Source organism: Pseudomonas sp. B26(2017) (assembly GCF_002113045.1).
GTDB lineage: Bacteria > Pseudomonadota > Gammaproteobacteria > Pseudomonadales > Pseudomonadaceae > Aquipseudomonas.
The window spans coordinates 66,412-91,726 of the sequence record NZ_NEJJ01000022.1; the positions used below are offsets into that span (position 1 = coordinate 66,412).

A 25,315-nucleotide genomic window follows, 5' to 3' on the forward strand; every position below is an offset into this window, starting at 1 on the left:
CAAATGTTGAATGGATCGCCGCCTTCGCGAGCAAGCTCGCTCCCACATTTGAATAGTGCGAAATCGGGCATCATTGGGCACACTGGTGGTCTGCTTATTTACATCCCATCCTGACTGAGAGGAACGATCATGGTTCTGCGCTCGGAAATTCTGGTGAACAAAAACGTGCTACCGACTAAAGAACAAGCTCTGCCTGGCCGCGAAACCCCGATGGCCCTGCCTGAAAAACACTTTGTGTTCGAAGACACGCCGCTGCTGGGCCCGTTTTTCGAAGACGTCGACTTCGCGATTTTCGGTCTGGGTTGCTTCTGGGGTGCCGAGCGTCGCTTCTGGCAGCGCGAAGGTGTGGTCAGCACCGTGGTCGGCTACGCCGGCGGCTACACGCCGAACCCGACCTACGAAGAAGTCTGCTCGGGCCTGACCGGTCACGCTGAAGTCGTTCTGGTGGTGTTTGACAAGGCCAAGGTCAGCTACGAAGAGCTGCTGGCGATGTTCTGGGAATTGCACAACCCGACGCAGGGCATGCGCCAGGGCAATGACATCGGCACTCAGTACCGCTCGGTGATCTATGCCACCACGCCGGAGCAACTGGAAACAGCGCTGAAGAGCAAGGCCGTGTATCAGGCCGAGCTGTCGAAGGCGGGTCTGGGTGAAATCAGCACCGAGATTGAACAGGCCCCGACCGTTTACTTCGCCGAGGCCTATCACCAGCAGTATCTGGCGAAAAATCCGGAAGGCTATTGCGGGATTGGCGGCACCGGCGTTTGCATGCCACCGAGCCTGGCGGGTAACTAAGCCCGCCCTGATCGCTCCCGCGCTACGCCTGATCGTTCCCACGCTCCGCGTGGGAATGCCTCAATGGACGCTCTGCGTCCGCTGTTGGGACGCGGAGCGTCCCGGGCTGCATTCCCACGCAGAGCGTGGGAACAATCGGTCAGCGATCAGCTCTCGGCGATCAACCAATCCATCTGCCACCCACCCTGGGTTTGTCCAAGTTTCTTGGACAGCCACGGCAGCAGCTCACGCAATTCTTCCTCCAGCCCCCACGGCGGATTGGCAATCGCCAGCCCGGAGCCGTTCAGGCTGTTCGGCGTATCCAGCGGATGCACCAGCAACTCGACCCGCAGCAACTTCGGCGCACCGGTGCCGGCCAGATCCTGATAGAAACGACGTAATGCGCGCTGGTCCTTCACCGGATACCAGATGGCCGCCACGGTCTGGCGCATGCGCGAGATCGCTTCTTTCAAGGAGGCCGCGCAACGCTGCATCTCGTCGAGTTTCTCGAACGGCGGATCGATCAGCATCACCGCGCGTTTCTCGGCCACCGGCAACAACGCCCGCGCCACATGCCAGCCCTCACCCAGATGCACGGCCACACGACGGTCGCCCTTCATGTTGTCCTTGAGCAGCACGCCGTCTTCCGGGTGCTTCTCATTGAGCAACACCCGATCCTGAGAACGGGTCAGACGTCGCGCCAGCTCCGGCGAACCCGGGTAGTAGCGCAACTGGCCATCCGGGTTCATCTCGCGCAGCACATTCATGTAGTCGGCGGTCAGCGCCGGCAGATCCGGTTGATCCCACAACCGCGCGATGCCTTCCAGGTACTCGCCGGTACGGTTGGCCTGATCGCCCTGCAGGTCATACAGACCGATGCCGGCGTGGCTGTCGAGATAGGCAAACGGCTGCTCCTTGCGCGACATCAAGGCGATGAGACGGGTCAAGGTCAGGTGTTTGAACACATCGGCGTGATTGCCGGCATGGAAGGCGTGACGATAATTCATGGCTGCTCCTGCGAGGGCCGTGAAGTTTACCTTTTACCAGGCGGCAAGTCAGGGGCTCACAGCTGAGTGGCGTCCCGCTGTGCTGATGATCGTTCCCACGCTCTGCGTGGTAATGCAGCCCGTGACGCTCCGCGTCGCATGGGGTATCAGCCCCAACTGCGGTGGACGCCTGGAACGCGGAGCGTCCCTGGAAGCATTCCCACGCGGACCGTTCGACGCCTCGACGTGGGAACGATCGAGTCAGGACGGCATGGCGCGTAGTCGCTTGCCAATCACATCCAAGACATCGCAGCCGTCACGCAGCGGAATCACACAGAGTTGGGCGAAGTCGCTGAGGATGACCGAGTCGCATTCGACCGAGCCGCGCATGCACATGTTTTCGAGGACCTGGATGACCGCGCGGATCCGGTAGTTGGCGGCGTCCATCAGGACATCGAGCGGGGCGTGGGTGTCGATGAACAGGGTGGGCATGTCGTTGCAGTTGCTGGTCAGCGCCATGAGGCGGTTGTTGGGGTGGGGGATGAAGGGCTCGTACGGTGGATCGGGTTTTAACGTCGACATTTATTGCACCTCGGCAGGTTAAGTGAAGCTGCCAACGACCTTCCTACAGGTTTGGGTGGCAGCTGTACGCGAGAGTAGGAAACTGAGGAACCCACCAAACTCAGCTACGCCGAAGCGTTCCCGCGCACAGCCGCCGCGAACAATGTCATGGGCACGTTCAAGTGCCGCAATCAAAGAGCAGAGCGAATGCACGGCGAGTTTTCCAAGGGTTCCTACACCCTGTCACCACTCTCGCAGTGACAGCCAAAAGACTATCCCCGCACCACCGCGCCCACCAGTTCACGCAAACCGCCGCAACTCGCAGGAAACGTCCGAAGCCTTTGCCCGGAAATTTCACTCTGACTCGTCCCGCAAGTAGTCCAGCAATGCCGAAGCCGACGATTCGTCCGACGCCGTAACCGCAAAAAATCTGACAACCTTGCAGCGTAAGACATCGGCGGGGAAAGCCTCGAACAACGCCGGCTGCTCCTCGCTCAACCACTGCAAGGCGTTGTTGATCCGGGCTTCATCGCCGAATTGCGCCAGCAGCTTTTCCGGCACCGACCACCAAGGAAACTCCCGCCCCGAGACCCGCGCCCTGCCCCCGATCTCGACAGCCTGACCGTTGATCAAGCCTCGCGTGAGAACCGGCAGCAATTGGCCGGCCTCCACTTCGGACGACTCAAGGATCGGCAACAAAAACCGCCCATCCCAAAACCGGAAGAACACCGCTTTGCCGTCCGGCATCAGCACTTGGGTCAAACTGCGAAAGTGCTCGACCACCGCCTCAAGCCCCGCCGAAGAGACCGCCAGCCAGCCCCAGTCGCGAGACTCCGTGGTCGCCACCCAATCCAGAAACTCACTGCCCGCGTCGACGATTCCCACATAGGGCATCACCGCATCCCACTCGGCATAGTTCGTTTCCGCCCAAACAGGGCTGGGTGCCGACGCAAACTTCGAGCGTTGCCAAACTTTGAACGGCTCGGCACTGCTCGCATTGCAGAAGATGGCGAAGAGTTGTTCAGCACTGTCAACGGGGTGGGCTTGAAGCCAATTTCTAACGGAATCGTCTCTCATAAACCTATAACTGCCTGCCATTCAATTTCATTCAAGCCACCCCATAAAGTTCGCAACCAATAAAAAAACAACCATCACTACGAAGCTTCCAATTGCTGATAAATACACATAGCGAATCAAACGCAACAAACCCTTCGGAAAACTCAGAAAGTCACTCTCATCCAACGCCCCCCCCTTGATTGCCCGAGATGGCATGAGCAGGTACGAGCCGATGCACGCCAACATGAAATAAGCACCTGTAACCCCACCACTCAAAGGCTTACGAACTAACACGCCTTGCGAATTACTGAGAAAACGAAAAATCGCCTCCATTCTGAATAGAACGAGATAGATCTGACCGACAACAGATATGAAAGCAAGACCAAAGAACACTCCGCCAAAAGTCAAAACGAACCAGATTTCATCAGCCCTAGTCATGTGCCGACTCCTTCATAAATGACCTCACCAACCTTTTCACCCAAAATCTCGCCGCCCACTCCCCCTCCAAAAGTTCCAGCCCCGACCAGAACCAATGAGCAAAGCACCCCACCTGTTCCTGCCGTACCCAAGCCAATGCCAACGCATACAAGAGAGCCCGCGATACCACCACCGAGACTTCCCCCAAATGCACCGGCAAATTTCGCCGTCTCGGTGAACTTCACTTTCCTGCAAGCTTCCTCCGTACCTAACCGGCAAGTCTCCCTGACCTTTAACCCCGAAGCCGTCGCCCCCAGACCAACTCCAACCCAACCACCTAACTTGATCACCTTGCTGGCCTTACTTACGCCTTGAATATGCGTTGCGTATCCAGGAATCTCACCCGCAATACCAGCCTTGCTCCAATGGTGAACGAGACTCCGGCTGGAAATACCCAACGTTTTTTTTAAGTTTGGATGATCGGGTAAACCAGCCGCTTTACGCACTAGCGGGCTAAGACTGCCATCGAGTTGCGCCATCAACTGTTTGCGCCTGGAAAAGAAATCAGCGCCCTGAAGTTTTCCGTGTTTTTCGAAGGTTTGCTTATGCAGTATCTCCAGCTCTTTCAGCGTCTTGCCAAGATTGTCCAGATGATTACTGAACATCGCCGAGCCGATCCCCACGGCCGTCGAACCCTGAGATAAAAACGACTGAATCTCACCGTGATGCCGCGCCATAAACTCAGCCTCCGCATCACTCATTGGCGCCAGCGCCGCATCAACCTTCTGCGCCGCCTCCATCAATAAGGCTTCTTCGCGCGTGCACTGCGTATTACGTGGATCACTCAGGACAATAAGTTGACCGGGTTTTGCGTATTGAGTGAGTTGTGGATTAAGACTGCGGAATTTATCCAGCACGGCAGAATCCGGCTGCGGGAACAACATTGATTCAAGCGCTGCCCGAGACATTCCCTGTTCAACAATATGAAAGCCCGGCTCAACGCTGGAAGGCGTTGGCCGGGCCGAAGGCTTTGGGGAGTGAGTCAAGCTGTTCGAGGGCAGAGTCGGAGTTGGGCACACACCCTCCTTACAGCGCTCGCATTCTTCGCAGAACGGCGCGTCTCCCTTAAGGCTCATGATTTGCGCGGCAGTCAGAATCGCAGCCGGCGCTGCCACCAGTTTTTCCGGCAACCCCGGCACGGTCGGCGCGGCGCTCATAGCCGCCATCGGCGCACCACCCACCACAATCGGCACGCTACTGAAAATCCCGCCGGGGCCAATGTTGATCCACTGCCCGCCCGCCTGAATCGTCGCGCTCGCCCCACCGTCGATCACCACTTGCTGGCCGGCGCTGACGTGGAATTGAGCGCTGGCGTGGATCGCCTGATTACTCACGCGGATGTGCCGATCGCCGGCCACCGTGAGGTGGTCGTCCTGCTTCACTTCGGTCTGGCGCTGACCGTGGGTGATGCGTTGCTCATCGGCTTTATGTTCATGCTTGGCGAGACCGGTGACGACGACACTGCGCTGGTTATCCACCTGCACCTGCTGATCGTTCAGCACATGCTGGGTCCAGTTTCGCTGGGCGCGCAGGTAGATTTCCTCGGCGCCTTTGCGATCTTCGATGCGCAATTCGTTGTAACCGCCACCACCCGGACTGCTCTGACTGCGGAAAATGCTGCGGGTCTTGTCGGCCGGCAGGTCCAGCGGCACGGGTGTTTCGGCGTTCGGCAGGCAACCCATGACCAACGGTTTGTCGGCATCGGAATCAATAAACCCCACCAGTACTTCCATGCCGACCCGCGGAATCAGCACGCTGCCATAACGGTCATGCGCCCAACCGCTGGCGACCCGCAGCCAGCAACTGGAATGCTCGTTCAGTTCGCCGTCGCGATCCCAGGCCAGTTGCACCTTGACCCGACCGTACTCGTCGCAATGGATTTCACTGTCTTTCGGGCCGGTTACCACGGCCGGTTGATAGCCGAGCATCCGAGGCTTTTCCGGGCCCATCGGCGGGCGAAAGAACACGTCCCATGGCGTGGCGAGAAAGGTATTACGGTAACCCTGGAATTCGTCGCCATCGCTGGTGACCGATTCCTCCAGCACTTGCGGCTGTCGTCCATGGTGTTCGATAGCGGTCAGCAGCCAGAGGTCATTCAAATCCTGGCGCGGATGCTCGGTCAGTTGCAGGAAATGTCCGCTGACCAAGGAGGATTGATCGCTGCGACCCTCGGCCTGACGGTAGTCGGCGATATGTCGCTCAAGCGTGCGCTGGGCCTGCTGCCTGCCGGTTTCGCGCTCGGTGAACTGGCCAGGAAAGTGGTAATCCTCGAGTACCGGGCGCTGTTCGCTCTCGGCGCGACTTTGCAGCGCCAGCCGGGGCTTGGTGAAGTCGTAATCACGTCGGGTGACCACGCTGGTGCGGGTTTCCACGCGGACGGTGAAGCGTTTGATCGCCGGTGCCGCCGCAGCCATGCCGCTGCCCGGCAGGTACAGGGTCGGCTCGGCCAGACGCGGAAACACCGTTTGATCGTCGCCGAACACCATCAGCTGCCCGTCCGGGCTGTGCTGAAAATGGAAATGAATGCCCACTTCGGCACACAGGCGCTGAATGAAGGCGAGATCACTCTCGGCGTACTGCACGCAATATTCACGGGGCGGATAATCGCTGCCGAGGCGAAATTCGAAGGCATCGCGCAGGATCGCGTGATCCTTGAGGATCTGCGTCACGATCTGCGGCACGCTTTGGTGCTGGAAAATCCGCTGATTGATCCGGTGCCCCAGATAGGCCAGACGTGGAACGAGGCTGACGTGGTAGCGGGTCAGACGCTTGCCGGAATCCCCCTGCCCGACCCGATAGATCTGACCGTGGATACCGGAACCGCCTTCATCAAAACTCAGAAACGCCTGACAGTGCAGCAGGCTTTCCAGATCCAGATCCGGCCGTTCACTGACCAGTTCCAGGTCAAAGCGAAAGGGTTGGCTGATGGCTTCCTTGCCCGTGAACTCAAGGACTTTGAGGTCAAATTGGGCGCCTTCGACGGTCAACGTGAAACGCGGTTGATTGGCAGGCGCGAACATCCGATGTCTCTCTGCAGATTGAGGGCGGGCGATTCTGCATGAGGGGCAAGGAGTGCAGGTTGGGTGACCGGAAAATCAGATTTTCCCTACTTGAAACTTCACTTTCCCCTTCAAAAATTGGCGCTTTCAACTACAGACATTTCCCTCAACAACATCACCAATCCCTGTGGGAGCGAGCTTGCTCGCGAATGCGGTGTGTCAGAAAAACAGATTTGAATGACAGGACGCCTTCGCGAGCAAGCTCGCTCCCACAGGGTTCTCGGTGTTTTCAAAGAACTTGCAGACAATAAAAAACGGCCCGTTTCCTGGCAGGAAACGGGCCGTTCTTTTGTGAGCTTCAGCTCATTCCCATCACTTGTTCAGATGGAAATCCTTCTCGGCCGCTTCAAAGCGCTGAACCATGCCAACACTCGGCTGGCCCATCAGGCTGACCAGGTAGATTGCCAGGCTGGCGAAGATGAAGCCCGGGATGATTTCGTACAGACCCAACAGTTCGAAATGCTTCCACACGATTACGGTGATCGCGCCGACCAGAATGCCGGCCAGTGCGCCGTTTCGGGTCATTTTTTTCCAGATCACCGAGATCAGCACTACCGGGCCGAAGGCTGCACCGAAACCGGCCCAGGCGTAGGACACCAGACCCAGCACGCGGTTTTCCGGATTGGCGGCCAGAGCGATGGCGACCAGGGCGACCAGCAGCACCATTGCACGACCGACCCACACCAGTTCAACCTGGGAAGCGCTCTTGCGCAGGAAAGCCTTGTAGAAGTCTTCGGTCAAGGCGCTGGAACACACCAGCAACTGGCAGCTCAGGGTGCTCATCACTGCCGCGAGAATCGCCGACAACAGCACGCCCGCAACCCACGGGTTGAACAGGATTTTCGCCAGTTCGATGAATACGCGCTCGTGGTTTTCGGTCACTGGACCCGCCACTTCCGGGTGCGCCGAGAAGTAAGCGATACCGAAGAAGCCCACGGCCACGGTGCCGCCCAGGCACAGGATCATCCAGGTCATGGAGATGCGACGGGCGTTGGCGATGGATTTCACCGAATCAGCGGCCATGAAGCGCGCCAGGATGTGCGGCTGGCCGAAGTAGCCCAGACCCCAACCCATCAGCGAGATGATGCCGATGAAAGTGGTGCCCTTGAGCATGTCGAAGTTGCTCGGGTCCTGCGCCTCGATGGCCAGGAACGTGGTATCCACGCCACCGGTAGCCAGCAGCACGATGATCGGGGTCAGCAGCAGCGCGAAGATCATCAGGGTGGCTTGCACGGTGTCGGTCCAGCTGACCGCGAGGAAACCGCCGACGAAGGTGTAGGCAATTGTCGCCGCAGCACCGGCCCACAGCGCCGTCTCGTAGGACATGCCGAAGGTGCTTTCGAACAGGCGGGCGCCGGCCACGATGCCGGAAGCGCAGTAGATGGTGAAGAACACCAGAATCACGACTGCGGAAATGATCCGCAGCAGACCGCTCTTGTCTTCGAAACGGCTGGAGAAATAGTCCGGCAGGGTCAGCGCATCGCCGTTGTGTTCGGTTTGAACACGCAGACGACCGGCGACGAACAGCCAGTTCAGGTAGGCACCGACGATCAGGCCGATGGCGATCCAGCTTTCGGACAGGCCGGACATGTAGATGGCGCCCGGCAGGCCCATCAGCAACCAGCCGCTCATGTCGGAAGCGCCGGCGGACAATGCCGTCACCACGCTGCCCAGGCTGCGGCCGCCCAGAATGTAATCGGAAAGGTTGTTGGTGGAGCGATAGGCCATGAAGCCGATCAGCACCATTGCTGCGATGTAGATCACGAACGTGATCAGGGTTGGGTTGCTTGCGCTCATTACGTACGTGCCCTGGCTTTGTTTTTATGTAGCGGCGGCGGTTGCACCGTTTGCAGACTGACGTCTGACAGACGATTCGCACGGCCACGCATTTATGACCAATGTTTCCCCAGGAAAGCCATTGGCCGGTGCGCAGGGTTTCCCCGGTTGCACCTTGGGCGCGAATCCTATGCAACAAAGTAAAATAGGTGCAACCAGTTTCTGGAGAATAAGTTGCACCCAGTCGGATTTATCCTGCGAAAGTCGCTTTTTGCTCCCTTTTAACGCAGTCACAGCGCTTTTCTAGAAGCAAAAGCACCAAGCAGGAGCAGCACTTTCGTACCAGAAATTATTTCCTGACGAGTTGCAGAATATTCCGACAAAAAAGGGTTGCACCCGGTTGCACCTCTTTCGGCTCGCGGCTAATCTTGCCGCCAGCTGTTGTCGCGCAACTGCGGCACCTATGAGGATAAAAATATGGCTACCACCACCCTTGGGGTCAAACTTGACGACCCGACCCGCGAGCGCCTGAAGGCTGCCGCAACCTCGATTGATCGCACACCGCACTGGCTGATCAAGCAGGCAATTTTCAATTACCTGGAAAAACTCGAGGGTGGTGCAACCCTGACCGAGCTGAACGGTTTGACCGCCAAGGACGCCGACGACGCGGGCGAAGTCCACACCGATCACGCTCACCAATGCTTCCTCGAATTCGCCGAAAGCATCCTGCCGCAATCGGTGCTGCGCGCCTCGATCACCGCCGCTTACCGTCGCCCCGAGCCGGAAGTGGTGCCGATGCTGATCGAGCAGGCTCGCCTGCCGGCACCGATGGCCGAAGCCACCAACAAACTCGCTGCAACCATTGCGGAAAAACTGCGTAACCAGAAGAGTGCCGGTGGTCGTGCAGGCATTGTTCAGGGCCTGCTGCAGGAATTTTCCCTGTCGTCCCAGGAAGGCGTGGCGCTGATGTGCCTGGCCGAAGCGCTGCTGCGTATTCCGGACAAGGGCACTCGCGATGCGCTGATCCGCGACAAGATCAGCACCGGCAACTGGCAGCCGCACCTGGGCAACAGCCCGTCGCTGTTCGTCAACGCGGCGACCTGGGGCCTGCTGCTGACCGGCAAACTGGTCTCCACCCACAACGAAGCCGGCCTGACTTCGTCCCTGAGCCGCATCATCGGCAAGAGCGGCGAGCCGATGATCCGCAAGGGCGTCGACATGGCAATGCGCCTGATGGGCGAGCAGTTCGTCACTGGCGAAACCATCGCCGAAGCCCTGGCCAACGCGAGCAAGTTCGAAGCCAAGGGTTTCCGTTATTCCTACGACATGCTCGGTGAAGCGGCGCTGACCGAACACGACGCCCAGAAGTACCTGGCCTCGTACGAACAAGCCATTCACTCGATCGGCAAAGCGTCCCACGGCCGTGGGATTTATGAAGGTCCGGGCATCTCGATCAAACTGTCGGCCCTGCACCCGCGTTACAGCCGCGCCCAGTACGAGCGCGTGATGGACGAGTTGTACCCGCGCCTGCTGTCGCTGACCCTGCTGGCCAAGCAATACGACATCGGCCTGAACATCGACGCCGAAGAAGCCGACCGCCTGGAGCTGTCGCTGGATCTGCTTGAGCGCCTGTGCTTCGAGCCGCAACTGACTGGCTGGAACGGCATCGGTTTCGTGATCCAGGCCTATCAGAAACGCTGCCCGTATGTGATCGACTACGTGATCGACCTGGCTCGCCGCAGCCGTCATCGTCTGATGATCCGTCTGGTGAAAGGCGCGTACTGGGACAGCGAAATCAAGCGCGCCCAGGTCGAAGGCCTGGAAGGCTATCCGGTCTACACCCGCAAGGTGTACACCGACGTTTCCTACATCGCCTGCGCCCGCAAACTGCTGTCGGTACCGGAAGTCATCTACCCGCAGTTCGCCACGCACAACGCCCACACGCTGTCGGCGATTTATCACATTGCCGGTCAGAACTATTACCCGGGCCAGTACGAATTCCAGTGCCTGCACGGCATGGGCGAACCTTTGTACGAGCAGGTTGTAGGCAAAGTTGCCGAAGGCAAGCTGAACCGTCCGTGCCGTGTGTACGCTCCGGTCGGTACCCACGAAACCCTGCTGGCGTACCTCGTACGTCGTCTGCTGGAAAACGGCGCCAACACCTCGTTCGTCAACCGCATCGCCGACCAGTCGATTTCGATTCAGGAACTGGTGGCCGACCCGGTTGCGCAGATCGAGCAGATGGCAACCGTGGAAGGTGGTTTCGGCCTGCCGCATCCGCGCATTCCGCTGCCGCGTGACCTGTATGGTTCCGAGCGCGCCAATTCCAGCGGCATCGACATGGCCAACGAACATCGTCTGGCATCGCTGTCCTGCGCCCTGCTGGCGACCGCGCACAACGACTGGAAAGCCGCGCCGATGCTCGGTTGCGCCTCCAGCAACGAAGCGCCGGTTCCCGTCCTGAACCCGTCCGATCTGCGTGACGTGGTCGGCCATGTGCAGGAAGCCACGGTCGAAGACGTCGACAACGCCATTCAATGCGCCCTGAACGCCGCACCGATCTGGCAGGCGACCCCGCCGGCCGAACGCGCCGCGATTCTGGAACGTGCCGCTGACCTGATGGAAGGCGAGATCCAGCCGCTGATGGGCCTGCTGGCCCGCGAAGCCGGCAAGACCTTCGCCAACGCCATCGCCGAGGTCCGCGAAGCCGTCGACTTCCTGCGTTATTACGCGGTGCAGGCACGCAACGATTTCAGCAACGACGCCCACCGCCCACTGGGCCCGGTGGTCTGCATCAGCCCGTGGAACTTCCCGCTGGCGATCTTCAGCGGTCAGGTTGCTGCCGCACTGGCTGCCGGTAACCCGGTGCTGGCCAAACCGGCCGAACAGACTCCACTGGTCGCCGCACAAGCCGTGCGCCTGCTGCTCGAAGCCGGGATTCCGGAAGGCGTGCTGCAACTGCTGCCGGGTCGCGGTGAAACCGTCGGCGCCGGTCTGGTGGGTGACGAGCGCGTCAAGGGCGTGATGTTCACCGGTTCCACCGAAGTCGCGCGCCTGCTGCAACGCAACATTGCCGGCCGCCTCGACAACCAGGGCCGTCCGATCCCGCTGATCGCCGAAACCGGCGGCCAGAACGCGATGATCGTCGACTCTTCGGCTCTTACCGAACAAGTAGTGATCGATGTGGTGTCGTCGGCCTTCGACAGCGCCGGTCAGCGTTGCTCGGCCCTGCGTGTCCTGTGCTTGCAGGAAGATTCCGCTGATCGCGTCATCGAAATGCTTAAAGGTGCGATGGCTGAAAGCCGTCTCGGCAACCCGGAGCGTCTGTCGGTGGACATCGGCCCGGTGATCGACGCCGAAGCCAAGGCTGGCATCGAGAAGCACATCCAGAGCATGCGCGACAAAGGTCGCAACGTGTACCAGGTGGCCATCGCCGATGCCGAGGAAGTCAAACGCGGCACCTTCGTCATGCCGACCCTGATCGAGCTGGAAAGCTTCGACGAGCTGCAGCGCGAGATCTTCGGCCCGGTGCTGCACGTGGTGCGCTACAAGCGTAAAGAGATCGACCAGTTGATCGCCCAGATCAACGCCTCCGGCTACGGCCTGACCCTCGGCGTGCATACCCGCATCGACGAGACCATCGCCAAGGTGATCGACAACGTCAACGCCGGTAACGTCTACGTCAACCGCAACATTGTGGGCGCCGTGGTCGGCGTCCAGCCGTTCGGTGGCGAAGGCTTGTCGGGTACCGGCCCGAAAGCCGGTGGCCCGCTGTACCTGTACCGTCTGCTGTCGACGCGTCCTACCGACGCCATCGAACAATCCTTCGCTCGCGGTGATGCTGCCGTGGCGCCGGACGTTCGTCTGCGTGACGCCATGAGCAAACCGCTGACTGCCCTGAAAGCCTGGGCCGACAGCAACAAGTTCGCCGACCTGAGCACCCTGTGCGTGCAGTACGCAGCGCAGTCGCAAAGCGGTATCACCCGCGTGCTGGCCGGCCCGACCGGCGAAAAGAACAGCTACGCGATCCTGCCGCGCGAACACGTGCTGTGCCTGGCGGACATCGAAGGTGATCTGCTGACTCAACTCGCGGCGGTACTGGCGGTGGGTGGTTCGGCTGTCTGGCCGGAATCCGACACCAGCAAGGCATTGTTCGCACGCCTGCCGAAGGAGATTCAGGCGCGGATCAAACTGGTTTCCGACTGGAACAAGGACGATGTGGTGTTCGATGCGGTTCTGCATCACGGCCACTCCGACCAGTTGCGGGCGGTCTGCCAGCAGATCGCCAAGCGTGCCGGCGCCATCGTCGGGGTTCAGGGCCTGTCCCAGGGCGAGACCAACATTGCGCTGGAGCGTCTGGTGATCGAGCGTGCGCTGAGCGTCAACACCGCGGCAGCGGGTGGTAACGCCAGCCTGATGACCATCGGCTAATCCTCGCGCGATCGTTCCCACGCTCCGCGTGGGAATGCCTCAAGGGACGCTCCGCGTTCCAGCCGCGCTGCCAATTTCAAGTCTGGCACCGATGGGACGCGGAGCGTCCCGGGCTGCATTCCCACGCAGAGCGTGGGAACGATCGCACACCAATATAGAAATGGGCGCCCTCACCGGCGCCCATTTTTTTGGCCTCTCCATCACCGTCATCAATCTTCCTGTTCAGTCTTTATTCGCACGCCTAGACTCGGCCCATTCCAAAAAAAGGTAGGCCGCCATGTCCGAGACGCTGCTCAGTTCCCGCAATCTGGCTTTCGAGCTGTACGAAGTCCTCGATGCCGAGGGCCTGACCCGGCGTGAGCGGTTTGCCGAGCACAACCGCGAAACCTTCGATGCCGCCATCGGCACGGCGCGCAACATCGCCGAGAAGTACTTCGCACCGCACAACCGCAAGGGCGATGAGAACGAGCCGCGCTACGAGAACGGTCAGGCGATTCTGATTCCCGAGGTGAAACCGGCGGTGGATGCCTTCCTCGAAGCCGGATTCCTCAACGCCGCGCGCAGTTTCGACGCCGGCGGCATGCAACTGCCTACATTGCTGTCCCAGGCCTGCTTCGCTCACTTTCAGTCGGCCAACGCCGCTTCGACCTCCTATCCGTTCCTGACCATGGGCGCGGCCAACCTGATCGAAAGTTTCGGCACCGAAGAGCAGAAGCAGCGCTTCCTGCAACCGATGATCGACGGCCGCTTCTTCGGCACCATGGCCCTGACCGAACCCCATGCAGGCTCGTCGCTGTCGGATATTCGTACCCGTGCCGAGCCGGCGTCCGACGGCACTTATCGACTCAAGGGCAACAAGATCTTCATTTCCGGCGGCGATCACCCGCTCTCGGAAAACATCGTGCACATGGTGCTGGCCAAGCTGCCGGATGCGCCGGCCGGGGTGAAGGGCATTTCGCTGTTCATCGTGCCCAAGTTTCTGGTCAACGATGACGGCAGCCTCGGCAAGCGCAACGACGTGTTGCTGGCCGGGTTGTTCCACAAGATGGGCTGGCGCGGAACGACGTCCACGGCGCTGAACTTCGGCGATAACGGCGAGTGCGTCGGCTATCTGGTAGGCAAGCCGCATCACGGTTTGAGCTACATGTTCCAGATGATGAACGAGGCGCGGATCGGTGTCGGCATGGGCGCGGTGATGCTCGGTTACGCCGGTTATCTGTACTCGCTGGAATACGCCCGCGAACGTCCGCAAGGCCGGGTGCCGGACAGCAAGGACCCGACGACGGCGCCGGTGGCGATCATTCAGCACGCGGACGTCAGACGCATGCTGCTGACGCAAAAATCCTACGTCGAAGGTGCGTTCGATCTCGGCCTGTATGCGGCGCGACTGTTCGATGACACCACCACGCTGGAAACCGAAGCCGAGCGCAAACAGGCTCACGAGCTGTTGGATTTGCTGACGCCGATCGTCAAATCCTGGCCATCGGAGTTCTGCCTGAAAGCCAACGAACTGGCGATCCAGATTCTCGGCGGCCACGGTTACACCCGCGAATACCCGGTGGAGCAGTACTACCGCGACAACCGTCTGAACCCGATCCACGAAGGCACCCACGGCATTCAGTCGCTGGACTTGCTGGGACGCAAACTGGCGCAGAACGGTGGCGCCGGGCTCAAGCACCTGATGCGCCTGATCGCCGACACCGCCGAACGCGCGGTGGCGTATGGATCGTTGACCGCACTGCGTGAGCCTTTGGAGAAACTGGTGGCGCGCCTACAGAGCGTGACCATTGGTCTGCTTACCGACCTGGCTCAGGGCAAGGTCAACAGCAGCCTGGCGAACTCGGCGTTGTACCTGAAGGTGTTCGGGCATGCGGTGATTGGCTGGCGCTGGCTGGAGCAGGCGCTTCGCGCCGAGGAAGGGTTGGCCAAGGGCAATGCGGCGGATGCCGACTTCTATAACGGCAAGTTGCAGGCGGCGCGGTATTTCCTGACGTGGGAAGTGCCGGGGTGTCAGCATGAGCTGACGTTGCTGGAGACCCGGGATGACACGTGCCTGGCAATGCAGGATGCGTGGTTCTAACCCCTCACCATGATCATTCCCACGTCGAGGCGTCGAACCGTCTGCGTGGGAATGCCTACTCTGACGCTCTGCGTCACGATCTTGAGGGGACGCGGAGCGTCCCGGGCTGCATTCCCACGCGGAGCGTGGGAACGATCAGTGCCTCGACAGGGAACGATCAGTCAGCTCAGCTTGAACCCACCCATCTGCCGCGCCAGATCATCCGCCAGCCGCTGCAACATCTGACAATCCTCACGACAAGCGCGAACCTCCCCCGCCGTGGCCCGCGCCAGATCGGAAATCCCCTGCACATTGCGGTTGATCTCTTCGGTCACCGCCGACTGCTCCTCTGTCGCCGTCGCGACTTGATGGTTCATGTCGCTGATACGCTCGACCTGCCCGGTAATCGCGGTCAGTGAAGCCCCGGTACGCTGACTCGACTCAACACCGGTGCCCGTCGCGGCCTGGCCGGTGCGCATCGATGACACTGCATTCTCCGCCCCCTGCTTGAGGCTGCCGATCATCTGCTGAATCTCGTCGGTAGACGCCTGAGTGCGGCGCGCCAGCGTCCGCACTTCATCAGCCACCACCGCAAAACCACGCCCCATATCGCCGGCCCGCGCCGCCTCGATCGCCGCGTTCAACGCCAACAGATTGGTCTGCTCGGACACCCCGCGAATCACCGCCAGCACCTGATCGATCGACGCCACCTGATGCGCCAGTTCACCCACCGCGCCGGCAGCAACGCCGATTTCATCGGACATGCTTTCTATATGGCGAATCGACCCGCCGACCACTTCCCGCGCCTGCATCGCTTCATCGCGGGCGGTTTGCGAGGCGAGCGCCGCGTTACCGGCATTCTGGGCGATCTCCTGCACGGTCAGGCCCATTTCGTGGACGGCGGTGGCGACCATATCGGTCATTTCCTGCTGGCGACCCGAGCGTTCGGCGGTGTTATCCACAACCCTGGCCACCTGGCCGACGGCAACGCGCAGACGCTCGCTGGTGGTCAGCACTTCGCCGATCATCCCGCGCTGGCTGTCGAGGAAACGGTTGAAGCCCCGAGCGAGGTCGCCCAGTTCATCGGCGCGGCTGGAATCTAACCGGTGAGTCAAATCTCCACCACCGCTACCGATTGCTACCAGTGCCGCTGTTACCTGACGAATCGGTCGCACCAATCCCTGGGCCAGCCAGATCACCAGCGCCAGACAAACAACCGCCACGGCCAGACCGATACCGCTGCTCATCCACATCGCCCGGCGGGCTTCGGCGTAGATCTGCGACTGTGGCACTTCGGCCACCAGGGTCCAGCCGAGGTCGCGCAAAGGCAGGCTGAAGGCGAGGAAGTCTTCGCCATCGCGCTGGAAGCTGCTGTTGGTCGCTACTTTGTGGCCCATGACCGCTTGCGCCGCATTGGCGCCGATCTGCTCCGTGAGGGTGCGTTTGCCGCTGAACTGTGCCTCGGGATGAACCTGAATCAAACCGTCGGAACGCACGAGATAGACCTTGCCGCGTTCGCCGAAACTGAAGTTGTGGATCAGCTCGGACAGCTCTTTCATGCTCAGCCCGAGCCCCGCAACGCCGACCACTTTGCCGGCCTGCTCCACCTTCAAGTCGATGAACAGCGCCAGCTCTCCGGTAGCTCCGTCGTTGTCGATGTTGAGAGTTCGAGGCTGGTTGCTGTCGAGAAACGAGTAGAACCACGCATCGGCCGGTTTGTCGCGACTGAGGGTGCGATCCAGGCCTTTTTCGGTGATGTAGTGATTGGATTCGGTGCCGATGATCAGCGCCGTGAAAGCCTTGTGTTCGGCGCGGATACCTTCCAGATACTGCGCGAAGCCGGCCGTTTTGCCGGAGTCTTCACCATTGGCCAGCCAGTCGCGGACCATGGTGTTGCTGGCGATGTCTTTGGCGGCGGTGAGGGGTTGAACGAGGATACGTTCGATGTCGTTGCGCGTCGCTTCGATGCTCGACGGCAACGCCTGTTCGACCAGATAGCTCTGGGCGAGGCGGTTGACCACCAGGGTATAAATGCCAACCACGATCAAGATGCTGACCAGCAGAGCGGTGCCCATGCCGAGGATCAGCTGCCATTGAATACTGCGACGCCAGAACTGCATGGAGCACCCCCAAAGAATAAGAGGCTGAAACACTGCAACAGCCGTGCCGATTGTATACAGCTCAATCGACAATCTTATTCTTTGGTTGTGCGCAACCCCATCAACCCTGGTTGATGGTCTTGGCGATGGTCTCGACCGTGGCGCTGACTTGCTCTTGGTAACGCTCGAGTTCTTCCTGATGCTGCTTCTTCATTTCAATCTGCTGCGAGCACAGATTCATCGCCGCCAGCACCAGCAGGCGGTCGCCGATCAGGGTCGGGTATTTGCGCTTGGTGTCGGCCAGTGCGGCCTTGAGCATCAAGGCGGCGTCCAGCAGGGTCTGTTCTTCCCCGGCCGGTGCCTTGATCGAATAGTCCTCCCCCATGATGGAGATGACCTTTACCCCTGCTGTGCCGTGGTTCATGCGCTGACAGGACCGGCGTTGACGCGATCAACCAGGGCCTGGATGCGTGCGGCGGTGGCGCCGTGCTTTTCTTCCTGTTCCATCAGGCTCAGTTGCAGGCTTTCGTTTTCATCCTTGGCCCGGGCCAGTTCCGTGGACAGGGTCTGGTTGGTTTCCGACAGGGTCTGGTTCTGTTGCACCAGATCGCTGACGAGCTGTTCCAATTGGCTGAGGGATGCTTCCAACATTTTGATATTCCAAGCGTTTTTCAAAGGGCGCGTACGATAAAGAAAAGTCGTCGTGGATGCCAGGATTAAACCGGCGCAAGGCCTTGATTTTCCTGGCGGCTCGACCGTTCTCGCGAGTCTTAGAGACTGTGATCTGCCGATCTGGTTCCTGCACTTCGTCGCTTGCGTGCGGATGCGACAAATACGCACACCGACTCAAGACTTTAGTCGTATGACCGATAAGTCACCCAACAGCAGTCTCAGCCCGCACGGATGCGGCCCTTCTTTGGTATCCGCCTCCATGTCCCTTCGCAATATGAACATCGCCCCCCGGGCGTTCACCGGTTTTGCCCTGATCGGCGGCCTGATGCTGATTCTCGGCATATTCGCCCTGAACCAGATGAGCAAGATCCGCGCAGCAGGCGAAGACATCGCCACCGCCAGCGTGCCTTCGATCAAGGCCCTCGACGAATTCACCCAGTTGACCCTGCGCCTGCGCGTGCTGTCGTATCGTTTGCTGATCAACCGTGAGCCGGACGTCCAGCAAAAAACCATCGAGCTGTTCGATTTGCGCAACCGGCAGATCGCCGACGCGCAACGCGCCTACGAGCCGCTGATCGAAGGCCCGCAAGAACGCGCGGCTTACGATCAGTACGTGCAATTGCTGGCGCAGTACCGTCAACTCGAAGACCGTATGAAGACTCTGTCGCGCAACAATCAGGTCGACGAATTGCGTCAGATGCTCAACAGCGATTTGCTCGCCAACTCCGAAGCGGTGAATACCGCCCTCGCGCGTTTGCTGGAGATCAACACCCAACAGATCGCCGAGACCAATCAGGGCGCCACTGATCAGTATTCGATGTCGTTCAATCTGGTGGTGACGCTGCTGATGATTGCCACCGGCCTGACCCTGCTGTTCGCCTGGCTGCTGACCGTCAGCATCACCAAGCCGATCACCAAGGCACTGGATGCCGCGGAAACCATCGCCGAAGGCAACCTGACCCAGCCGATCCATGTGGATGGCAGCGACGAAGCCGGACGCCTGCTGGCGGCCATGGCCAAGATGCAGTCGAAACTGCGCGACACCCTGCAGCGGATTTCCGGCTCGGCTACGCAACTGGCGTCCGCCGCCGAAGAGCTGAACAGCGTCACCGACGAAAGCGCCCGTGGCCTGACCCAGCAGAACAACGAAATCGAGCAGGCCGCCACTGCGGTCAACGAAATGACCAGCGCTGTTGAAGAAGTCGCGCGCAACGCCGTCAGCACGTCCGAAGCTTCGAAGAATGCCACCACCTCCGCCGGCGACGGCCGCGATCTGGTGCAGGAAACCGTCAGCGCCATCGAACGCATGAGCGCCGACGTGCAGAGCACTGCGACCCTGATCGGCGATCTGGCCAACGAATCCCGCGATATCGGCAAGGTGCTGGACGTGATTCGCGGCCTGGCCGACCAGACCAACCTGCTGGCACTCAACGCTGCGATTGAAGCGGCCCGTGCCGGTGAGGCCGGTCGTGGTTTTGCCGTGGTGGCTGACGAAGTGCGGGCCCTGGCGCATCGCACCCAGCAATCGACCAGTGAAATCGAGCGCATGATCGGCAGCATCCAGAGCGGCACCGAACACGCGGTGGATTCGATGCGCAACAGCACCGAGCGCGCCGAGTCGACCCTGAACATCGCCCGTGGCGCCGGCCTGTCGCTGGACACCATCAACACCGCCATCGTGGAAATCAACGAGCGCAATCTGGTGATCGCCAGCGCCGCCGAAGAACAGGCGCAAGTGGCGCGGGAAGTGGATCGCAACCTGGTGAACATCCGCGATCTGTCGGTGCAATCGGCGACCGGCGCGAATCAGACCAGTGCGGCGAGTAACGAACTGTCGCGTCTGGCGCTGGATCTGAACAATATGGTTGGGCGGTTTAGCCTCTAACCCTCTGCATCGATCGTTCCCACGTCGAACCGTCTGCGTGGGAATACAGTCGCCCTCCGCGTTGATCGTTCCCACGCTCTGCGTGGGAATGCAGCCCGGGACGCTCTGCGTCCCAGAAGCGGACGCAGAGCTGTCCATTGAAGCATTCCCACGCGGACGGTTCGACGCCTCGACGTGGGAACGATCGCCTCCTCTGGTACAAAACCTTTTTGACAGCATCACATTTCAACAGGTTAGAATCGCTGGCACGCAGACTGCATGGTCAGTTTGTGCCCGTCTTTCCGCTTCTGGAGTACTGCCTTTGAATGCGACGACCATCAACAGCCTGTTCTTGATCGGCGCGTTGCTGGTAGGCGCAAGCATTCTTGTCAGCTCCCTTTCCTCCCGTCTCGGCATCCCGATTCTGGTGATCATCCTTGCAGTCGGCATGACTGCCGGGGTCGATGGCGGCGGCATCATTTTCGATAACTACCCGACGGCCTATCTGGTCGGCAACCTCGCACTGGCAGTGATCCTGCTCGACGGCGGCTTGCGCACCCGGGTGTCGAGTTTCCGCGTGGCCCTGTGGCCGGCCTTGTCGCTGGCCACGGTCGGCGTCCTTATCACCACCGGCCTCACCGGCATGGCCGCCGCGTGGCTGTTCGACCTTAATCTGATCCAAGGCCTGCTGATCGGCGCCATCGTCGGTTCCACAGACGCCGCGGCGGTGTTCTCGCTGCTCGGCGGCAAGGGCCTGAACGAGCGGGTGACCGCCAGTCTGGAAATCGAGTCCGGCAGCAACGACCCGATGGCAGTGTTCCTCACCGTGACCCTGATCGACATGCTCGCCAGCGGCCAGACCGGCCTGCACTGGAGCCTGCTGACTCACCTGATCCGCGAGTTCGGTATCGGTGGCGTGATCGGCCTCGGTGGCGGCTGGCTGATGCTGCAACTGGTCAACCGGATCAATCTGGCTGCCGGCCTGTATCCGATTCTGGTGATCGCCGGCGGTCTGGTGGTGTTCGCCCTGACCAACGCCCTGCACGGCAGCGGCTTCCTCGCCGTGTACCTGTGCGGCCTGGTGATCGGCAACCGCCCGGTGCGCAGCCGTCACGGCATCCTGCACATGCTCGACGGCATGGCGTGGCTGGCGCAGATCGGCATGTTTCTGGTGCTGGGTTTGCTGGTCACTCCGCACGATCTGCTGCCGATCGCCTTGCCTGCCCTAGGCCTGGCGCTGTGGATGATCCTGTTCGCACGGCCGCTGTCGGTGGTAGTCGGGCTGCTGCCGTTCAAGGCCTTCCATGGCCGCGAAAAAGCCTTCATTTCCTGGGTCGGCCTGCGTGGCGCGGTGCCGATCATTCTGGCGGTGTTCCCGCTGATGGCCGGGCTGCCGAATGCGCAGCTGTACTTCAACCTCGCCTTCTTCATCGTGCTGGTGTCGCTGCTGGTGCAAGGCACGAGCCTACCGTGGGTGGCCAAGCTGCTCAAGGTGACAGTACCGCCGGAGCCGGCACCAATCTCCCGCGCCGCCCTCGAAGTACACGTCACCAGCGAGTGGGAACTGTTCGTCTACAAGCTCGGCGCGGAAAAATGGTGCATCGGTTCGCCCCTGCGCGAACTGAAAATGCCCGAAGGTACCCGTATCGCAGCCCTGTTTCGCGGCCAGCAACTGCTCCATCCGTCGGGTAGTACGGTGCTGGAAGTCGATGATTTGCTGTGTGTTATCGGCCATGAACACAACCTTCCGGCCCTCGGAAAACTGTTCAGCCAGGCGCCGCAACGCGGCCTCGATCTGCGCTTCTTCGGCGACTTCGTACTTGAAGGAGACGCGCAGCTCAAAGCGGTTGCCGCCCTGTACGGCCTGCCCGCCGAAGGCATCGACCCGGACATGACTCTGGGCCACTTCATTGCTCAGAAAGTCGGCGGTGCACCGATCGTTGGCGACCAGGTGGAATGGAACAACACCCACTGGACGGTTGCGGTCATGGACGGGAACAAGATCGGCAAAGTGGGCGTCAGATTCCCCGAAGGAAGTCGCCCAGGCCCCGGGCTCTTCCTCTAAACTGCGTCCACTCCAACTTGCTTGACCGGTCTCTATGCCTACCCTGCGCTCCTTTTTCGTCGCGGCCCTGCTGGGCCTGAGTCTTACTGTCGGCCCGCTGCAAGCCGCCGAACCGCCGTCCAGCGAAGCCGTGCAGGCCAGTCTGGACAAGATCGCCGACAGCAAACTGCCCGACGCCGATAAAAAGACCCTGCAAACGGTCCTGCAAAACACGCTGAACCAGCTCAATAACCGGCGTGACTACGAGCAGAAGCTGATCGATCTCAAGCAGCAACTGGCCTCGGCACCGAAGCAAACCATCGAGAACACCCGCGAACTGACCCGCCTCAAGGCCAGCGCCGTGGTGCCGGTGGCGCAGCGCTTCCCCAAAGAAAACATCCAGCAGCTGGAGCAGATGCTCACCGAGCGCTCGACCCAGCAAAGCGATCTGCAAAAGGCCCTGGCCGAAGCCAACAGCCTGATCATCACCGCCCAGACCCGCCCCGAGCGCGCCCAGGCCGAGATCTCCAGCAGCCAGACGCGCATCCAGCAGATCAACAACATCCTCAAGACCGGCAAGGACGGCGGCAAGCCCCTGAGCGCCGAGCAACGCGACCAGCTCAACGCCGAGCTGGCCGCCCTGAACGCGCTGATCCCGCTGCGTCGTCAGGAACTGGCCGGCAACAACCAGTTGCAGGATCTGGGCAACAGTCAGCATGACCTGCTCTCGGAGAAATCCGACCGCCTGGACCGCGAGATCCAGGAACTGCAAACCCTGATCAACCAGAAGCGTCTGGCCCTGTCTCAAGAGACCGTGACCCAGCAATCGATCGAGGCGCAGAAGTCCGGCAGCAGCACCCTGCTCGCCACCGAAAGCGCGGCCAACCTCAAGCTCTCCGACTACCTGCTCAAGAGCACCGACCGCCTCAACGAAGTCACCCAGCAGAACCTGCAGACCAAACAGCAACTGGACAGCGTGACCCAGAGCGATTCGGCCCTCGACGAGCAGATCAACGTGCTCAAGGGCAGCCTGCTGCTGTCGAAGATTCTCTATAAACAGAAACAGGCCCTGCCACGCCTCAAGGTCGATCGCGACCTGGCGGACCAGATCGCCGATATTCGTCTGTATCAGTTCGAAGTCAGCCAGCAGCGAGAACTGCTGAGCAACCCGACGGCTTACGTCGACAACCTGCTGTCCACCCAGCCGCCGGAGCAAGTCACGCCGCAACTGCGCAAAAGCCTGCTGGAACTGGCCAACACCCGCGCCGACCTGCTGGAGCGTCTGAACCGCGAACTGAGCGCGATGCTCAACGAGTCGATCACCCTGCAACTGAACCAGAAACAACTGCTGAGCACCGCGCAGAGCCTGCGCGCGACGCTCGACGAGCAGATGTTCTGGATTCCGAGCAACAAGCCACTGGACGCCGAATGGATGCGCGGCGTGCCGGAACGCCTCAAGCGTCAGATCGACACCTTGCCGCTGGCCTCAAGCTTCAGTGAACTGACCGACGGCCTGACCCAGCGACCGCTGTTGTTCCTGCCGCTGGCGCTGCTGATCGGCGCGTTGCTGTGGCGCCGCAAGCAGTTGTATTCGCGCCTGAACAAGGTTCACCAGGACATCGGTCACTTCAAACGTGACAGCCAGTGGCACACGCCGCAGGCGATTCTGATCAATATTTTGCTGGCGATGCCGGTGGCGCTGGGCCTGGCCCTGTGCGGGCTGGCGTTGCAGATCGACGCCCGCGGGCAGAACGCCAACATGGGCGCGGCGCTGCTGCAAATGGCCCAGGCATGGCTGGTGTTCTACACCGCTTACCGGATCCTCGCGCCGGGCGGCGTGGCCGAATTGCACTTCCGCTGGGAAAAGCCGCAGGTCGAATTCCTGCAAGGCTGGGTCCGTCGCCTCGGACTGGTGGTCATGGCACTGGTGGCGGTGGTGGCGGTTGCCGAGTTGCAACCGGCGGCGCTGGCCGACGATGTCATCGGCATGCCGGTGGTGCTGACCTGCTACGCCCTGATGGCATGGCTGCTCAGCCGCCTGCTGATCAGCAGCCCGACCCACGAAAACGCCTCGCTGTTCCGCAAGGCCGTAGGCGTGATGTTCACCCTGCTGCCTATCGCGCTGTTCGTCGCTGTGTGCTTCGGCTACTACTACACCGCGCTGAAGCTCAGCGACCGTTTGATCAACACGCTGTATCTGCTGATGTTCTGGCTGGTGATCGAGGCCACTTTCGTCCGTGGTCTGGCGGTCGCGGCCCGCCGCCTGGCTTACCAGCGCGCCCTGGCCAAACGTCAGGCTGCGAAGGAAGCCGGCGATGGCGAAGCGGTGATCGAAGAGCCAACCCTGGACATCGAGAAGGTCAACGAACAGTCCCTGCGCCTGATCCGTCTGGCCCTGCTCGGCGGTTTCATCGCCGCGCTGTACTGGGTCTGGGCCGACCTGATCACCGTGTTCTCGTACCTCGACAACATCACCCTCTACGAATACACCAGCGGCACCGGCGCCAACATGAGCATGGTGCCGATCAGCATCGGCGACATGCTCGGCGCGCTGATCATCATCGGCATTACCTTTGCGCTCGCCCGCAACTTGCCGGGCCTGCTGGAAGTGTTCGTACTGTCGAAACTCAATCTGGCCCAGGGCAGTGCCTACGCGACCACGACGCTGCTGTCGTACGTGATCGCCGGGGTCGGTTTCGTCTCGACCCTGTCGACCCTCGGCGTGAGCTGGGACAAGTTGCAGTGGCTGGTGGCGGCGCTCTCTGTGGGCCTCGGTTTCGGCATGCAGGAGATCTTCGCGAACTTCATCTCCGGCATCATGATCCTGTTCGAGCGCCCGGTGCGGATCGGCGACACCATCACTATCGGCAACCTGTCGGGCACGGTGAGCAAGATCCGCATCCGCGCCACGACCATCACCGACTTCGACCGCAAGGACATCATTGTCCCGAACAAGACGTTCATCACCGGGCAACTGATCAACTGGTCGCTGACCGACACCATCACCCGGGTGACCCTGAAACTCGGCGTGGATTACGGTTCGGATCTGGATCTGGTCAAGGAACTGCTGCTCAAGGCCGCCCGGGAAAACCCGCGCGTGCTCAAGGAACCCGAGCCGCACGTGTACTTCCTCAACTTCGGCGAAAGCACTCTCGATCATGAACTGCGCATGCATGTGCGCGACCTCGGTGACCGCAACCCGGTGCTCGACGAGGTCAACCGCTTCATCAACCGTGAGTTCAAGAAGCAGCACATCAACATCTCGTTCCGGCAGATGGAGGTGTACCTGAAGAACCTGCACGGCCAGGAATACAAGATGGTGCCGATCGAGCCGGAAACCAAAACCATCGTCCCGGTCAGCGACGAGCAAAAACCGCTGCAAGAGCCGCCGCCCGCCAAACTCGACTAACCGGACTAATCCCAGCAGAATGCTCGGACATTCTGCTGGAGCCGGCCC

At 60.7% G+C, this 25,315-nt stretch carries 14 protein-coding genes and 2 pseudogenes; 7 read left to right on the forward strand and 9 right to left on the reverse strand.

Features of this window, described 5'->3' with window-relative positions; genetic code table 11:
• Positions 1-129: 129 nt before the first annotated feature.
• Positions 130-795: a peptide-methionine (S)-S-oxide reductase MsrA gene (msrA, locus tag CAF79_RS26640; RefSeq protein ID WP_085701072.1), complete on the forward strand. Its 666-nt coding sequence runs from the start codon at positions 130-132 to the stop codon at positions 793-795.
• 146 nt (positions 796-941) lie between these two features.
• Here the strand turns inward: msrA and CAF79_RS26645 are convergent, their stop codons facing one another.
• The 6 genes and pseudogenes from CAF79_RS26645 to putP all read right to left on the reverse strand — a co-directional run bounded on the left by CAF79_RS26645 (position 942) and on the right by putP (position 8,710).
• Positions 942-1,781 (reverse strand): 23S rRNA (adenine(2030)-N(6))-methyltransferase RlmJ, encoded by an 840-nt coding sequence (locus CAF79_RS26645; protein ID WP_085701073.1) that lies wholly within the window; start codon positions 1,779-1,781, stop codon positions 942-944.
• Positions 1,782-2,021: 240 nt separating this feature from the next.
• Positions 2,022-2,342, reverse strand: a complete 321-nt coding sequence (locus CAF79_RS26650) for a hypothetical protein (RefSeq protein ID WP_085701074.1) — start codon at positions 2,340-2,342, stop codon at positions 2,022-2,024.
• A gap of 333 nt (positions 2,343-2,675) precedes the next feature.
• On the reverse strand, positions 2,676-3,398 hold the full coding sequence (locus CAF79_RS26655; RefSeq protein ID WP_085701109.1) for a DUF4123 domain-containing protein: 723 nt from the start codon (positions 3,396-3,398) through the stop codon (positions 2,676-2,678).
• A 27-nt stretch (positions 3,399-3,425) separates the two neighbouring features.
• Positions 3,426-3,815: a hypothetical protein gene (locus tag CAF79_RS26660; RefSeq protein ID WP_085701075.1), complete on the reverse strand. Its 390-nt coding sequence runs from the start codon at positions 3,813-3,815 to the stop codon at positions 3,426-3,428.
• A gap of 1,052 nt (positions 3,816-4,867) precedes the next feature.
• Positions 4,868-6,874, reverse strand: a pseudogene (locus tag CAF79_RS26665) (type VI secretion system tip protein VgrG); the annotation flags it as partial.
• 351 nt (positions 6,875-7,225) lie between these two features.
• The gene (putP, locus tag CAF79_RS26670) at positions 7,226-8,710 is read right to left on the reverse strand and encodes a sodium/proline symporter PutP (protein WP_085701076.1); all 1,485 of its coding nucleotides are present in this window, start codon (positions 8,708-8,710) and stop codon (positions 7,226-7,228) included.
• Between the two features lie 456 nt (positions 8,711-9,166).
• On the opposite strand from putP, the gene putA reads away from it, so the two are divergent.
• Together putA and CAF79_RS26680 are read left to right on the forward strand one after the other, a co-directional pair.
• Positions 9,167-13,120 carry a trifunctional transcriptional regulator/proline dehydrogenase/L-glutamate gamma-semialdehyde dehydrogenase gene (gene putA, locus CAF79_RS26675; RefSeq protein ID WP_085701077.1) on the forward strand — a complete coding sequence of 1,318 codons (3,954 nt, stop codon included), beginning with the start codon at positions 9,167-9,169 and terminating at the stop codon, positions 13,118-13,120.
• Between the two features lie 277 nt (positions 13,121-13,397).
• On the forward strand, positions 13,398-15,200 hold the full coding sequence (locus CAF79_RS26680; protein ID WP_085701078.1) for an acyl-CoA dehydrogenase: 1,803 nt from the start codon (positions 13,398-13,400) through the stop codon (positions 15,198-15,200).
• 161 nt (positions 15,201-15,361) lie between these two features.
• On the opposite strand, the gene CAF79_RS26685 is transcribed toward CAF79_RS26680, so the two are convergent.
• The 3 genes from CAF79_RS26685 to CAF79_RS26695 all read right to left on the reverse strand — a co-directional run bounded on the left by CAF79_RS26685 (position 15,362) and on the right by CAF79_RS26695 (position 17,929).
• The gene (locus tag CAF79_RS26685) at positions 15,362-17,299 is read right to left on the reverse strand and encodes a methyl-accepting chemotaxis protein (protein WP_085701079.1); all 1,938 of its coding nucleotides are present in this window, start codon (positions 17,297-17,299) and stop codon (positions 15,362-15,364) included.
• 100 nt (positions 17,300-17,399) lie between these two features.
• Complete coding sequence (locus tag CAF79_RS26690; RefSeq protein ID WP_007952314.1) at positions 17,400-17,702, reverse strand: cell division protein ZapA; 303 nt, start codon at positions 17,700-17,702, stop codon at positions 17,400-17,402.
• The gene (locus CAF79_RS26695) at positions 17,699-17,929 is read right to left on the reverse strand and encodes a hypothetical protein (RefSeq protein WP_085685455.1); all 231 of its coding nucleotides are present in this window, start codon (positions 17,927-17,929) and stop codon (positions 17,699-17,701) included. Before CAF79_RS26695 ends, CAF79_RS26690 begins: the two co-directional genes overlap by 4 nt.
• 295 nt (positions 17,930-18,224) lie before the next feature.
• Between CAF79_RS26695 and CAF79_RS29835 the strand changes: the two are divergent.
• The 4 genes and pseudogenes from CAF79_RS29835 to mscK all read left to right on the forward strand — a co-directional run.
• Positions 18,225-18,980 (forward strand): annotated as a pseudogene (locus tag CAF79_RS29835) (MCP four helix bundle domain-containing protein); the annotation flags it as partial.
• Positions 18,972-19,835: a methyl-accepting chemotaxis protein gene (locus CAF79_RS29840; RefSeq protein WP_371857704.1), complete on the forward strand. Its 864-nt coding sequence runs from the start codon at positions 18,972-18,974 to the stop codon at positions 19,833-19,835. The pseudogene CAF79_RS29835 and the gene CAF79_RS29840, both read left to right, overlap by 9 nt.
• Before the next feature lie 301 nt (positions 19,836-20,136).
• Positions 20,137-21,879 (forward strand): potassium/proton antiporter, encoded by a 1,743-nt coding sequence (locus CAF79_RS26705; protein ID WP_085701081.1) that lies wholly within the window; start codon positions 20,137-20,139, stop codon positions 21,877-21,879.
• Between the two features lie 34 nt (positions 21,880-21,913).
• Entirely contained in the window at positions 21,914-25,267 is a 3,354-nt protein-coding gene (gene mscK / locus CAF79_RS26710; protein WP_085701082.1) for a mechanosensitive channel MscK, read from the forward strand.
• Positions 25,268-25,315 lie beyond the last annotated feature (48 nt).